The sequence below is a fragment of the Pseudomonas sp. RC10-4-2 genome, from assembly GCF_050433085.1.
Classification (GTDB): Bacteria; Pseudomonadota; Gammaproteobacteria; order Pseudomonadales; family Pseudomonadaceae; genus Pseudomonas; species Pseudomonas aeruginosa.
Map to the genome: position 1 here is coordinate 604,209 of NZ_JBNPXX010000002.1, position 13,000 is coordinate 617,208.

Here is a 13,000-nt window from a genome sequence, read left to right on the forward strand (position 1 = left end):
TTCCCTGTCTTGCGGTGCTGCGAAAAAAGGGAGGGCATGATACCCGCTCTGGATGACCGGATAAAGGCTGTTTTGGATAAATTCTGAACAGCCGATTCCTTAGTTCTTACAGTTGGAAGACGAGCGGCACTTGCGCCTGGCGCTCCGCGCGAGCGGGTGGGCGTAGCGGCCCGGCGGCGACCGGCGAGGTCTTTCCGGTCACTCCGGGGAATGGAAGCTCAGGCTGTAGTTCACCGCCTTCGGACCCGGGTCGAGGATGTCCAGCGACACGTGGATCGGTACCTGCGGTGGCATTTCCGTTCGTCCGGCCAGCTCGCCGCCGAGGTACTCGCCGGGCTTGAAGCGGCGATTGGCGATGAGGTGGCCGTTGAGGTCGGCGAAGCGCAGTTCCAGCAGCGGGAACGGCTGCGAGAAGCTGGCGCGATTGTAGATGATCGCGTCGACCACCAGCGCGCCGCTGAATTCGGGATGGCTGCGGACCACCAGGTTGCTGCTCCTGATCTGCTCCACGTCGACCTTGGAGGGAAGGGTGCAGCCGATTTCCGGGCAGAGCTGGGCGAACCAGGGGCGATAGGCGTCCTGGCGCGCCAGTTCGTCGAAATGGTAGGCGATGTACTGAGCGGCGAGACCGCCCAGCGCCAGCAGGATCAGCAGCAGCCAGCCGAGACGCCGCGGCCATTGGCGCCGGGGCTTCTCCCAGGCCAGTTGCAGCGGCTCGTCGCGCAACTGGTCGAGACTCTCGACCGGCGCCTCGTCCGGTTTGCGGGCGCTGCCCAGGGGCGCGACGGACTGTTCCTCGGCGCTTTCCTCGTCGTCTTCATCCAGGGCGCTCAGGCCGTGGCGGCGCTTGCCGAGGCTGGGCTCGTCGTCATTGTCGTCATCGAGGCTGAGGCGAAGTTCCGGCGGATCCTCGGCGCGGCGCAGCGGCACGAAGGATACCCGCTCTTCCGCCAGCGGTTCGCCGAGGCTCGGTTCCTGGCGCGGATTGCCGCGCGCCGGCTGGGCCGGTTCGGCATCGGCGATCAGCGCCTCGGCCCAGCGTTCGTCATGTGGATCGCGTTCGTCGTCGCGGCGCGCCAGCAGGCTTTCCGCCGGTCGCGGGGCCTTCTCGATGCTGGAGAATTCCTGGTTCAGCTCGAATTCGTCGAGCTTGGCCAGTTCCTCGTCGAGGTTGAGGCTGTCCAGGTCGAGGTCGTCATGGATCCACAGGGTTTCGTCGCGCGGGCGCGCTGCCGGGGGCGCGGCCGAGGTGGCGGCCGCGACGCTGGGCGCGGGTGGCGGAGCGGCGGCCGGCTTCGCTTCGGCTGCCGAAGGAGCGTTCGCGCGCGGCGCGCCACCGACCTGGTGTTGCAGGGCGTTGAAGACTTTCAGGCAGGTGCCGCAGCGGACCGCGCCATTGGCGGCGCCCAGTTGCGCGTCGTTGACGCGGAAACTGGTGCTGCAATGGGGACATTGGGTGATGACGCTTTCGCTCATGCGGCGATCCGTAGGGAAAATCCGGCGGCTAGTCTACCCCAAGCTTCTTGCACGAAGGCAGTGGGGCGGGATCAGTGGTGGCTGGCGGCGCGCCATCAATCGGCGCGGCGGCGGCCGCTGATGCGGATCCAGCCTTCGCGCTCGGCGGTCGGGTCGAGATCGAAGTGTGCGGAGTAGGCCGCGCGGACCTCCGCGGCCTGCTCGGCGAGGATGCCGGACAGCGCCAGCAGGCCGCCGGGACGTACCAGGCCGGTCAGTTGCGGGGCGAGGGAAACCAGCGGGCCGGCGAGGATATTGGCGACCAGCACGTCGGCCTGTCGCTGCGGCAGGTCCGCCGGCAGGTAGACAGGGAACCGCGCGGGCTCGATACCGTTGCGCGAGGCATTGTCGCGCGAGGCTTCCAGGGCCTGTGGATCGATGTCGGTGCCGACCGCCCGTTCGGCGCCGAGCAGCAGCGCGGCGATGGCGAGGATTCCCGAGCCGCAACCGAAGTCGAGCACCTGCCGGCCGGCCAGTTCCTGGCCGTCGAGCCATTCCAGGCACAGCGCGGTGGTCGGGTGGGTGCCGGTGCCGAAGGCCAGGCCCGGATCGAGCAGCAGGTTGACCGCGTCCGGCTCGGGGGCGGCGTGCCAGCTCGGCACGATCCACAGGCGGCGGCCGAAACGCATCGGCTGGAAGTTGTCCATCCAGCTGCGTTCCCAATCCTGGTCGGCGATTTCCTCGACATGGTGCTCGGGCAGGTCGCCGCCGGTAAGCAAGGCGAGGTGGGCGAGCAGGGCGGTCTCGTCGGTGTCCGCTTCGAACAGCGCCAGCAGGTGGGTGCGCGACCACAGCGGGGTGGTGCCGAGGTCCGGCTCGAAGATCGGCTGGTCTTCGGCGTCCATGAAGGTCACGGAGACGGCGCCGACTTCGAGCAGGGCGTCTTCGTAGGTTTCGGCCTGTTCCGGGGTGATGGCCAGGCGAACTTGTAACCAGGGCATGGGGCGACCTCTGTTGCGGCTGTAAACGAAACGGGCCGCCCAGGGGCGACCCGTTTTCCACCGCGCAAGCTTACTTGAGGCTAGCCGGCGCTGCCACTCTCTGCCGTGGCCTCGCCGCGCAGTTGCGCCAGGCCGCGATTGGCCAGGTGGCAGGTACCGCCGCCGAGCACCGCCGGCAGCAGCAGGTTGAGCAGCGGCACCAGCGCCAGGAGCAGTATCAGCAGGCCGAACAGCAACAGGCTGCCGCGGCGAGCACGAAGTACGGCGAGCTGCTCGCCGGCATCGGCCAGCCCGGCCAGCGTGGCGGGCAGCAGGAAGCGGATGTTCAGGTAGGCCAGCGCCAGCAGCAGGAGTACACCGTTGTAGAGCGGAACCAGCAGGCCGACCAGGATCGATCCGGAAACGCCCAGCCAGGGTGCCAGGCGGAAGCCGGCGGCACGCCACAGCGAGATCCTTTCGCCGGAGGCAGGTGCCAGTCGCGGGTAGCGTTGGCGGACCTGTTCCTTCAGTTGTCCGAGCAGGCCGATGCGCAGGCCCAGGCGGATGCCGAAGACGATGCTGGCGGCGTACAGGACGACGAAGAACAGCGCGGCATAGCCGACGAAATAGAACGCCAGTTGCGCCAGTCCCGCCAGGCCGTTGAAGGCCGCCAGCGGATCGAAGTACGGGCCACCGCTGCCGGCCTCGATCAGCGAGCCGCTGGGGATCAGGGCGAAGTTGGCCACGCTGAATGCCGTGTACAGCGCGGCCCAGCCGCAGAGGCGGATGATCGGTTCGAAGAAATGCACGAACAGCCAGGTGCACAGCACGCTGACGAGAATGCACAGGCTCGCGGAGCGGAAGAGTGCGGCGGGTTGCAGGCTTTCCCTGAAACCCAGGGCGAAGCAGGTCGCGGCCTCGGTCGCGGCGGCCAGCGATTGGCGGTACCAGCGGCGGATGCGTTCCATGCAGGAGTCCGGTGGTGGAGGGGCGACGAGGATAGCACCGTTGGGGCGGCCGGCAGGCGGAAACGACAAGGGCCGCCCGGAGGCAGCCCTTGTGCGCAGCGACTGACGGATCAGTGCTTGTCCATACCCAGTTTCTTCTCCAGGTAATGGATGTTCACCCCGCCCTTGCAGAAGGCGGCGTCGCGCACCAGGTCCTTGTGCAGTTCGGTATTGGTCTTGATACCGTCGACGATCAACTCGTCCAGGGCATTGCGCATCCGCGCCAGCGCCTCGTCGCGGTCGGCACCGTAGGTGATGACCTTGCCGACCAGCGAGTCGTAGTTCGGCGGCACGCTGTAGCCGCTGTAGAGGTGCGAGTCGACGCGCACGCCGTTGCCGCCGGGGGCGTGGAAGTGCTTGACCTTGCCCGGGCTGGGCATGAAGGTCTTCGGGTCTTCGGCGTTGATCCGGCATTCCAGCGCATGGCCGCGGATGACCACGTCCTCCTGGCGGATCGAGAGCTTCTCGCCGGAGGCGATGCGCAGCATCTCCTTGACGATGTCGACACCGGTGACCATCTCAGATACCGGGTGCTCCACCTGCACGCGAGTGTTCATCTCGATGAAGTAGAAGCGGCCGTTCTCGTAGAGGAACTCGAAGGTGCCGGCGCCGCGGTAGCCGATCTCGATGCAGGCCTGGACGCAGCGGGCGAAGACTTCCTGGCGAGCCTTCTCGTCGATGCCGGGGGCCGGCGCCTCTTCGATCACCTTCTGGTGGCGGCGCTGCAGGGAGCAGTCGCGGTCGCCGAGGTGGATGGCGTTGCCCTGGCCGTCGGAAAGCACCTGGACTTCCACGTGGCGCGGGTTGGTCAGGAACTTCTCCAGGTAGACCATCGGATTGCCGAACGCCGCGCCGGCCTCGGTGCGGGTCAGCTTGGCCGACTTGATCAGCTCGGATTCGTCGTAGACCACGCGCATGCCGCGCCCGCCGCCGCCGCCGGCGGCCTTGATGATCACCGGGTAGCCGACCTCGCGGGCGATCGCCAGGGCGGTTTCTTCATCTTCCGGCAGCGGGCCGTCGGAGCCCGGCACGGTGGGGACGCCGGCGCGCTTCATGGCGTCCTTGGCCGAGACCTTGTCGCCCATCAGGCGGATCACCTCGGCGGTCGGGCCGACGAAGGTGAAGCCGGAGCGTTCGATCTGCTCGGCGAAGTCGGCGTTCTCGGCGAGGAAGCCGTAGCCGGGGTGGATCGCGGTGGCGCCGGTGACCTCGGCCGCGGCGATGATCGCCGGGATCTGCAGGTACGACTGGGTGGCCGGGGCCGGACCGATGCACACCGATTCGTCGGCGAGCGACAGGTGCATCAACTCGCGGTCGGCGGTGGAGTGTACCGCCACCGTCTTGATCCCCAGCTCCTTGCATGCGCGAAGGATGCGCAAGGCGATTTCGCCGCGGTTGGCGATCAGCACTTTTTCCAACATCGCAGGTTCCCCGCGGCTTAGACGATGGTGAACAGCGGCTGGTCGAACTCAACCGGCTGGCCGTTCTCCACCAGGATCGACTCGATGGTGCCGCTAACTTCGGCTTCGATGTGGTTCATCATCTTCATGGCTTCGACGATGCACAGGATGTCGCCTTTCTTCACGCTCTGGCCGACTTCGACGAAGTTGGCCGAGGTCGGCGAGGCGGCGCGGTAGAAGGTGCCGACCATCGGCGAGCGAACCACGTTGCCGTTCAGCTTCGGCGCGGCCGGGGCGCTTTCCGCGGCAGCGGCGGCCGGAGCGGCGGCTGCCGGCGCCGGCGCGGCGACCGGAGCGGCGAAGGCCGGAGCCTGTGCGTACACCGGCTGGGCGGCGGTCTTGCTGTGGCGGCTGATGCGTACCGACTCTTCGCCTTCGCGGATTTCCAGTTCGTCGATACCGGACTCTTCCAGCAGCTCGATCAGTTTCTTGACTTTACGAATGTCCATTAGCGCTAGCACTCCCAGTGAGGTCAGGGGCGTTGAAGTTGTTCAAGGGCGGATTCCAGGGCCAGGCGGTAGCCTGTGGCGCCGAGACCGCAGATCACCCCTACCGCCACGTCGGAGAAGTAGGAGTGATGCCGGAAAGGTTCACGTTTGTGCACGTTCGACAGGTGCACTTCGATGAATGGGATGCTCACCGCAAGCAGCGCGTCACGTAACGCGACGCTGGTATGGGTGAATGCCGCCGGATTGATGATGATGAAGTCCACGCCTTCGTCGCGTGCGGCATGGATCCGGTCGATCAGTTCGTATTCGGCGTTGCTTTGCAGATGCAGCAGGTGGTGGCCGGCTTCGCGGGCGCGGCGCTCGAGGTCCTGGTTGATCTGCCCGAGGGTGGTCGAACCGTAGGTGCCGGGCTCGCGGGTGCCCAGCAGGTTCAGATTCGGCCCGTGCAATACGAGGAGGGTCGCCATTGTCTTGTTGATTGTCCTGTACAGGCTGCAAACGGCAAGCGGGCACTATGCCGGAATTTCCGTATGACTGTCCAGTCACTGTTAGATTGCAGTAGATCGCCGCATGTTGACCGGCAATTGCGGCAGAAGTATGTCAGCGCATGTCACTGCCGGGTAGCGGCCCGGCGCAGTCGTTCGGCGAGCCCGGCGGCGTCGATCTCTCCGATGACGCGCAAGTCGCTCCATTCGTCACCGCCCGGGGCGAAGAACAGAATCGCCGGCGGACCGAACAGGTTGTAGCGGTCCAGCAGGCCGCGCTGGGCCGGGTTGCTTTCGGTGATGTCGAAGCGCAGCAGGCGGTAGGCCGGCAGTCGTGCCTGCACCGTGGGATCGGTGAGAACCTGGCGCTCGATGACCTTGCAACTGATGCACCAGTCCGCATACCAGTCCAGCAGCACCGGCTTGCCGGCCTGACGTGCCTCGGCCAGGGCGGCGTCCAACTGCGCCGGGGTGGTCAGGTTCTGCCATTCGCCGGGCGTGCTCGGCGGCCCGACATGGATCGACGGCACCGAGCGGCCCAGCGGATGGATCGGGTCCGACTCGCCCTGCAGGGCGCCGATCCAGGCGGCCACCGCGTAGGTCAGGAACATCAGGCCAAGCAGTTGCAGCAGGCGGCGTGCGGCGCTCTTCGGGGTGAATTCGAGGGCGCCCAGGGCCAGGCCGGCGCCGCCGGCGAGCATGCCCCAGAGCATCAGCGCCACCGGGCCGGACACCACCCGCTCCAGCAGCCACACGGCGACCGCCAGCAACAGCACGCCGAAGGCGTTGCGCACGCCATTCATCCAGGCTCCGCTCTTGGGCAGCAGGGCGCCGCCGCCGGCGCCGAAGACCACCAGCGGCGTACCCATGCCCAGGCCGAGGGCGAACAGTTGCAGGCCGCCCCCCCAGGCATCGGCGCTGGCGCTGATATAGAGCAGCGAGGCGGCCAGCGGGGCGGAGACGCAGGGCGAGACCAGCAGGCTGGAAAGCACGCCGAGGGTGGCGGCGCCGAGGATCGAGCCGCCGCGCGCATCGCCGGCCAGGCGGTCGAGCGGTTCGCGGATGAAGCCGGGCAGGCGCAGCTCGAAGAAGCCGAACATGGCCACGGCGAACAGCGCGAAGAACGCCGCGAATGGCACCAGTACCCAGGGCGACTGCAATTGCGCCTGGAGATTGAGGCTGGCGCCGAACATGCCCATCAGCGCGCCGAGCAGGGCGAAGCAGAGCGCCATCGGCAGCACGTAGGCGAGCGACAGGACGAAGCCGCGACCACCGCCCGGCCGGCCGCGCAGGACCACTCCGGAGAGGATCGGCAGCATCGGCAGCACGCAGGGGGTGAAGGTCAGGGTCAGGCCGGCGAGGAAGAAGAACAGCAGGCTGCGCTTGCCCTTGTGCTCGAGCGGGCCCTTGCCGGCCGCGTCGCTCTCGGCTGGCGGCGCGGCACCGCCGTCGATGTCGAAGCGCCTGGTTTCCGGGGGGTAGCAGAGGCCCTTGTCGGCGCAGCCCTGGTACGTCACCACGAGGGTATAGGGCTGCCGGGCCGGGTTGTTCAGGGGAATCTTCAGGTCGACGATGTTGTAGTAGACCTCGGTATCGCCGAAGTACTCGTCGTGGTGCTGCTTGCCCGCTGGCAGCTGCACCTGGCCGAGGCTGACCTGGGCTGGCTCGACCTTGAACTGGAAGCGGTGGCGGTAGAGGTAGTAGCCCTCGGCGTTGACGAAGCGCAGCAGCACGTGCTGCGCGTCGCTGCGCTCGACGCTGGGCTTGAACGCCTGGTCGACCTTGAGGAAGCCGCCGCCATCGAGGCCGCCGCCGAGGGAGGCGCCGGGACGGCTGTCGAACAGGCCCGCGCCGGCGGGCAGGGCGACCAGCAGGAGGATCAGGGTCAGCAGGCGGCGCATGGATATCTCGTCGGATCAAAAGCCGGAATGATAGCGGAAAGCCGGGCCCGATCGAGCCCCGTGCGGCTGATCAGGTCCTGCCCCGGTTCCGCTGAGCGGTATCCGACCGGTCCGAAGCCAGACGGTTCCTCTGGCGCCTTGCGGCACGTCGCCGCAGGGTCACAGGCGGAAGGCCTGCACCGTGGTGCGCAGGTCGCCGCCCAGTTGCCGCAGTTGCTCGCCCTGTTCGCGGCTATGGCCGATCAGCCGCAGGTTTTCCCCGCCCAGGGCGTGGATGCGTTCGCTGTGCGAGCGAATCTCGCCGACCGCCTGGCTCTGCTGGGTCGAGCCTTCGGCGATGCGTTCGGCCATCACGCCGATGGTATGGATCGCGGCGACCACTTCGTCCAGCGCGCCTTCCGCCGCGCCGGCCTGTTCGGCGGTGCGTTCGGCATGCTCGACCTGGCTGCGCATGGCCTCCACCGATTGCCGCGCGGCCTGTTGCAGGCGGCCGATGAGCTGCTGGATCTCCTCGGTGGCGCCGGCGGTGCGCTGGGCCAGCGAGCGGACTTCCTCGGCGACCACGGCGAAGCCGCGGCCCTGGTCGCCGGCGCGGGCGGCCTCGATGGCGGCATTGAGGGCGAGCAGGTTGGTCTGTTCGGCGATCGAGCGGATCACCGTCAGCACGCTGCCGATGGTCGCCGACTCCTCGGCCAGGCGCTCGATCGACTGGGCGTTGCCTTGCACCTCGTCGACCAGCTCGCGCAGGCCGCCCAGGCTCTCGCCGATCACCCGCTGGCCATGCTCCACTGCCTGGCCTGCGCTGCGACTGGCGTCGGCGGTCTGGCTGGCGTCTCCGGCGACCTGCTGGATCGCCGCTTCCATGTCGCCGAGGGCGTCGCGGATCTGCCCGGTATCGCCGGCCTGGCGCTCGACCCCGGCGTGCAGGCCGCTGCTGACCTCGGCCAGGGTCTGGCTGCTGCCGGCGACCTGTTCGGCGCGGCGGTGGATCGCGCCGACCAGCTCGGCGAGGAAGCTGCGCAGGCGGTTCAGCGAATCTTCCAGGTTGCGCAGGTCCTCGGTGCGGGTACGCAGGGATATGGGGCGCGAGAAGTCGCCGTCGGCCCAGGCCGAGAGCGCCGGCACCAGTTGCCCGAGGACCCGCGCCAGGCGTCTTTGCAGGCTGTCGATGGCGAGGGCGATGAGCAGGATCAGGGCGATCATCCCACCCTGGATCAGGCGTACCTGGCCTTGCAGGCGCTGGCGTTCGCCGCGCACCTGCGGTTCCAGGGTGGCCAGGGCCTGGCGCACCGCGTCCAGTCTGGCGCCGGTGTCGGCGGACAGTTGCTGGCGACGCTCGATCAGGTCGCGGGTGCGGCGCAACTCGTCCGGATAGCGTTGCAGCAGGCTGGCGAGTTCGCGCCGCAGCGCCACGCCGCGGTCTTCGGCATTGCCGGCGCCAGCCTCGGCGTCGCCGGCCAGCCCCATCATGGCGGCGAAGTCGTCGCTGGCCGAGCGTTGCTCGTCGAGCACGCCGAGCAGCGGCAAGGCCTCGATCCGCCCGGCCTGCTCGCGCAGGTTGGCCAATTCGCGCTCGACGTCGCCGGCCAGGGCCGGGTTGGCGCTTTCCACCAGCTTGGCGCGGGCCAGGCTGAGGCGGGTCAGGTGCAGGCTGGCGAGCAGCAGCGGGGTGCGGTAGGCGCCGGCCTGGGGCTGCTCCGTCGCGGCGTCCAGGTAGGCGGACCATTGTTCCAGGTTGCCGGCGAGGTCGCGCTCGGCCTGTAGCAGCAGGCCCTGCGGGTCGCCGGCGAGCTTGCCGGCGGCGAGCAGGTCGCCGGCGCTGAATTCGTGCAACTCCGCGAGGCTTGGCGCGAGGGTCCGGGCGAGGTCCGGCGGTAGCTGCGGCAAGGCCTCGGTGAGGCTTTCCAGGGCCTGCAGCGCGGCCTGCTGGCGTACGGCGTCGCCGCTGCCGAGGTACTGGCGGACGTTGCGCGCGACCTGTTCGTCGAAGCGCTGCGACAGCTCCAGGTACTGGTCGAGCAACTGGAACGGGCGCTCCATGGCGCGTTGCGACCACCACAGGGTGATTCCCAGGGCGAGGCAGACGGTGAGCAGGAGCAGGGTGTTGAGATTGGTGAGTTGCTTGAGGCGCATGGCGGGTCTCGTCCGACTACGGAGCGGCGAGACCGCAGGTTATTTCCGTTTGGTTACCGGGTGATGACAAAGAGCCATTACCGGGCGTCGGGACGATATACCTCGATCCGGTTGCGTCCGCCGTGCTTGGCCCGGTACAGCGCTTCGTCGGCCTGCTTGGCCATGCTCTTGATATCGAGGTCCGGGGTCAGCTCGGCGATGCCGCAACTGAAGGTGCAGCGCAGGTCGGTCGGTTGCGCCGGGTAGTGGATCTCGGCGAAGCGCTGGCGAATCTCGTCGAGCACCAGGCGCGCGGCGTCCAGATCGGTGTCCGGAAGGACCACGGCGAACTCCTCGCCGCCATAGCGGCCGATGTGGTCGGTCTTGCGCAGGCGCTGCTTGAGAAACAGCGCCAGGCCCTTGATCACCCGGTCGCCCATGGGGTGGCCGAAACGGTCGTTGACCTGCTTGAAGTGGTCGATGTCGAGCATCGCGAAGCTCAGCGGACGGCCATCGCGACGCGCGCGCAGGCGGGCGTCCTCGAGCAGTTGCAGGGTATGGGTGTGGTTGTACAGGCCGGTCAGGCTGTCGCGCACCATCCGCGCCTTCAGGCTGCGCGCGCGGCTGGCGCGGGTGCGCACGGTGGCGATCAGGTGGCGCGGGCGGATCGGCTTGGTGAGGAAGTCGTCGCCGCCTTCGCTCATGGCGTCCAGCTGCTTGTCCAGGTCGTCCTCGGCGGACAGGTAGATGATCGGCACGCTGACGTGGCGTTCGTGCTGGCGGATCACCTTGGCCAACTCGGTGCCCAGGCACTCGGGCATGTACATGTCGAGGATGATCAGGTCGGGCTGGAAGTCGCTCAGCTCGGCCATCACCGACAGCGGCTCGGTGAGCGCGCGGGTGATGATCCCGGCGCTGTTGAGGACCATCTCGGTGTGCAGCGCCTGGGCCCGGGAGTCGTCGACGATCAGTACCCGGTAGGGTTCGTAGAAGCTCAGGCGGCTGAGGGTCTCGATCTTTTCCAGCACGCTGGAGGCGTCCAGGGTGCCGGTGAAGAATTCCTGGCCGCCGGCGCGGGCTGCAGCCAGGCGGGTCGGGGTGTCGGTCTCGCTGTCGCTGAAGAACAGCACCGGCAGCTTGTGTTCGAGGCCGGCCTGGGCCTCGCTGGCCAGTCGCAGGCCCATGTCGGGGCCGGCGAAGTCGACTTCCATGACGATCGCCGCCGGGTAGCGTTCGCGCATGCTGGCGCGGAAGGCGTCGGCGGTCTCGCAGCTCAGCGCCTGCAGACCGAAGAACTCCAGTTGCTGGGCCAGACGCTCGGCGCGTTCGCGGTCCTTCAGTGCTAGGTAGACCGGTTTGCGCAATGGCGGCAGGACGGTGTGCTCGAGCTGGTCGCCATGCCGCAGGCCGGTGCGCGACAGGCGCTGCATCAACTGGTTGAGTTCGCTGATCGACTCGCTGGAAAGCCGGCCGCGGTTGGCCTCGACGACGTCCAGGGTACGGTCGATGGCACCGGCCAGTTGGGCATGCTCGGCTTGCTCGAAGCGTTCGGCGTAGCGCTGCAGGCGCAGGGTGGCGTCGGCCAGTTCTTCCATGCCGTCGCTGTTCCACTCCGCGCGGGTCAGGCGTTGCCAGACCTCCAGAACCTGGCGCGCCTGGTTGATCACTCGCTGGGCGAAGTGGTGCTTCAGGCGGTCCAGGGTCGGGTCATCGTGCTCGGTCATCATGACGCGCTTCTTTCGTGGTCTTCGCGGCAGAGCGTCGCTGCGAATGATGGCTCTATGCTATCACCTATCGCCATGAAAGCCAGCGGCCGTTGGGCGGCTGACGAGAGGAGCCTTTTCTTTTCCAAATGTCATCCCCACCTGTTGGTGGGTGCCTTTGTGCGACGGACTACGGCATGCTTATGCCTGTTTCGGAAAATTCTCACTGAGCATTCCGGCACAAAACCGGCTTCCACTACGCTGAAAGCCGACGATGCCGAGGTTTTCGGCGTCCTGGAAGGGTTGGCGCTTGGCACGGAACGCGTTCGCCATGGTCCAATCCCCCATCTATCGAGCTGTTTTAAGGACCCTTGCCATGCTGGACTGGAAGAAGCGTCGTGGGACCATGCGCGATCGCGTGGACAATTCCGTGGATGATGTGCGTACCTACTTCGGCGGCCCCTGGCTGGTGCGCGTGGTGGGAGGCCTGCTGGGCGTCTACCTGCTGGTGGCGATGCTGGTCGGCTGGTACTGGAGCCAGGAACCCGACCTGTTCCCCGTGCAGCAGGACGCCCAGGCCGCCGCCGAGCGCGCCGGGCGGCAGATGGTCACCGGCTACACCACGGTGGAGACCCTCAAGGAAGTGGTCGACACCCTGCTGACCAAGCCGGGCGGCTACATCTCCAACGACATCTTCCCGCCGGGCATCTGGATGGACAACATGCCCAGCTGGGAGTATGGCGTGCTGGTCCAGGTGCGCGACATCAGCCGGGCGCTGCGCAAGGATTTCGCCCGTTCGCAGTCGCAGTCCACCGAGGACGCCGACCTGGCTCGCGCCGAGCCGCGTTTCAACTTCGACAACAAGAGCTGGGCGCTGCCGGCGTCCGAGTCGGAGTACCAGGAAGGCATCAAGTCGCTGGACCGCTACCTGGCCCGCCTGTCCGACCCGAACCAGCCCAACGCGCAGTTCTATGCCCGCGCCGACAACCTGAACAACTGGCTGGGCGACGTCGCTACCCGCCTGGGCTCGCTGTCCCAGCGCCTGTCGGCGAGTGTCGGCCGGGTCAAGCTGAACACCAACATCAAGAACCCCGAAGAGGTACAGCCGGGCGAGGCGCCCAAGGTCGAAGAAGTGGTCCAGGAAACCCCCTGGCTGCAGATCGACAACGTCTTCTACGAGGCCCGTGGCCAGGCCTGGGCGCTGTCGCACCTGCTGCGCGCCATCGAGGTCGACTTCGCCGACGTGCTGGCGAAGAAGAACGCCACGGTCAGCGTGCGGCAGATCATCCGCGAGCTGGAGGCCGCGCAGGAGCCGCTGTGGAGCCCGATGGTGCTGAACGGCAGCGGCTACGGCATCCTGGCCAACCACTCGCTGGTGATGGCCAACTACATTTCCCGCGCCAACGCCGCGGTGATCGACCTGCGCCAGCTGCTTTCCCAGGGCTGAC

The 13,000-nt window shown here is 67.6% G+C and carries 10 protein-coding genes; 1 reads left to right on the top strand and 9 read right to left on the bottom strand.

Annotated elements, in window-relative coordinates:
* Window positions 1-198: 198 nt before the first annotated feature.
* From FHW81_RS10695 to gcbA, 9 genes are all read right to left on the bottom strand, one after another.
* The gene (locus FHW81_RS10695) at window positions 199-1,476 is read right to left on the bottom strand and encodes a DUF3426 domain-containing protein (protein ID WP_046638600.1); all 1,278 of its coding nucleotides are present in this window, start codon (window positions 1,474-1,476) and stop codon (window positions 199-201) included.
* 95 nt (window positions 1,477-1,571) lie between these two features.
* Complete coding sequence (gene prmA, locus FHW81_RS10700) at window positions 1,572-2,456, bottom strand: 50S ribosomal protein L11 methyltransferase (RefSeq protein ID WP_003107506.1); 885 nt, start codon at window positions 2,454-2,456, stop codon at window positions 1,572-1,574.
* Between the two features lie 80 nt (window positions 2,457-2,536).
* Window positions 2,537-3,403: an EI24 domain-containing protein gene (locus FHW81_RS10705; protein ID WP_004347772.1), complete on the bottom strand. Its 867-nt coding sequence runs from the start codon at window positions 3,401-3,403 to the stop codon at window positions 2,537-2,539.
* Between the two features lie 110 nt (window positions 3,404-3,513).
* Window positions 3,514-4,863: an acetyl-CoA carboxylase biotin carboxylase subunit gene (accC, locus tag FHW81_RS10710; RefSeq protein WP_003095391.1), complete on the bottom strand. Its 1,350-nt coding sequence runs from the start codon at window positions 4,861-4,863 to the stop codon at window positions 3,514-3,516.
* A 17-nt stretch (window positions 4,864-4,880) separates the two neighbouring features.
* A complete protein-coding gene (gene accB, locus FHW81_RS10715; RefSeq protein WP_003110495.1) occupies window positions 4,881-5,351 on the bottom strand; it encodes an acetyl-CoA carboxylase biotin carboxyl carrier protein in 471 nt (156 codons plus the stop codon).
* Between the two features lie 23 nt (window positions 5,352-5,374).
* The gene (gene aroQ / locus FHW81_RS10720; protein WP_003095385.1) at window positions 5,375-5,818 is read right to left on the bottom strand and encodes a type II 3-dehydroquinate dehydratase; all 444 of its coding nucleotides are present in this window, start codon (window positions 5,816-5,818) and stop codon (window positions 5,375-5,377) included.
* Between the two features lie 143 nt (window positions 5,819-5,961).
* The gene (locus tag FHW81_RS10725; RefSeq protein ID WP_429478605.1) at window positions 5,962-7,737 is read right to left on the bottom strand and encodes a protein-disulfide reductase DsbD; all 1,776 of its coding nucleotides are present in this window, start codon (window positions 7,735-7,737) and stop codon (window positions 5,962-5,964) included.
* A gap of 159 nt (window positions 7,738-7,896) precedes the next feature.
* Window positions 7,897-9,870, bottom strand: coding sequence for a methyl-accepting chemotaxis protein CtpL (gene ctpL, locus FHW81_RS10730; protein ID WP_033980756.1), 1,974 nt, complete (start codon window positions 9,868-9,870; stop codon window positions 7,897-7,899).
* Window positions 9,871-9,947: 77 nt separating this feature from the next.
* Window positions 9,948-11,576: a diguanylate cyclase GcbA gene (gene gcbA / locus FHW81_RS10735; RefSeq protein ID WP_003106227.1), complete on the bottom strand. Its 1,629-nt coding sequence runs from the start codon at window positions 11,574-11,576 to the stop codon at window positions 9,948-9,950.
* Between the two features lie 352 nt (window positions 11,577-11,928).
* Here gcbA and FHW81_RS10740 point away from each other — a divergent pair, with 352 nt between their 5' ends.
* Window positions 11,929-12,999, top strand: coding sequence for a DUF2333 family protein (locus tag FHW81_RS10740; protein WP_003095371.1), 1,071 nt, complete (start codon window positions 11,929-11,931; stop codon window positions 12,997-12,999).
* Window position 13,000: the final 1 nt, after the last annotated feature.

What these genes read in the sequence shown, in the direction of transcription:
- FHW81_RS10695 (WP_046638600.1), bottom strand. Translation starts at nt 1,476, where the DNA reads ATGAGCGAAAGCGTCATCACCCAATGTCCCCATTGCAGCACCAGTTTC.
- prmA (WP_003107506.1), bottom strand. Translation starts at nt 2,456, where the DNA reads ATGCCCTGGTTACAAGTTCGCCTGGCCATCACCCCGGAACAGGCCGAA.
- FHW81_RS10705 (WP_004347772.1), bottom strand. Translation starts at nt 3,403, where the DNA reads ATGGAACGCATCCGCCGCTGGTACCGCCAATCGCTGGCCGCCGCGACC.
- accC (WP_003095391.1), bottom strand. Translation starts at nt 4,863, where the DNA reads ATGTTGGAAAAAGTGCTGATCGCCAACCGCGGCGAAATCGCCTTGCGC.
- accB (WP_003110495.1), bottom strand. Translation starts at nt 5,351, where the DNA reads ATGGACATTCGTAAAGTCAAGAAACTGATCGAGCTGCTGGAAGAGTCC.
- aroQ (WP_003095385.1), bottom strand. Translation starts at nt 5,818, where the DNA reads ATGGCGACCCTCCTCGTATTGCACGGGCCGAATCTGAACCTGCTGGGC.
- FHW81_RS10725 (WP_429478605.1), bottom strand. Translation starts at nt 7,737, where the DNA reads ATGCGCCGCCTGCTGACCCTGATCCTCCTGCTGGTCGCCCTGCCCGCC.
- ctpL (WP_033980756.1), bottom strand. Translation starts at nt 9,870, where the DNA reads ATGCGCCTCAAGCAACTCACCAATCTCAACACCCTGCTCCTGCTCACC.
- gcbA (WP_003106227.1), bottom strand. Translation starts at nt 11,576, where the DNA reads ATGATGACCGAGCACGATGACCCGACCCTGGACCGCCTGAAGCACCAC.
- FHW81_RS10740 (WP_003095371.1), top strand. Translation starts at nt 11,929, where the DNA reads ATGCTGGACTGGAAGAAGCGTCGTGGGACCATGCGCGATCGCGTGGAC.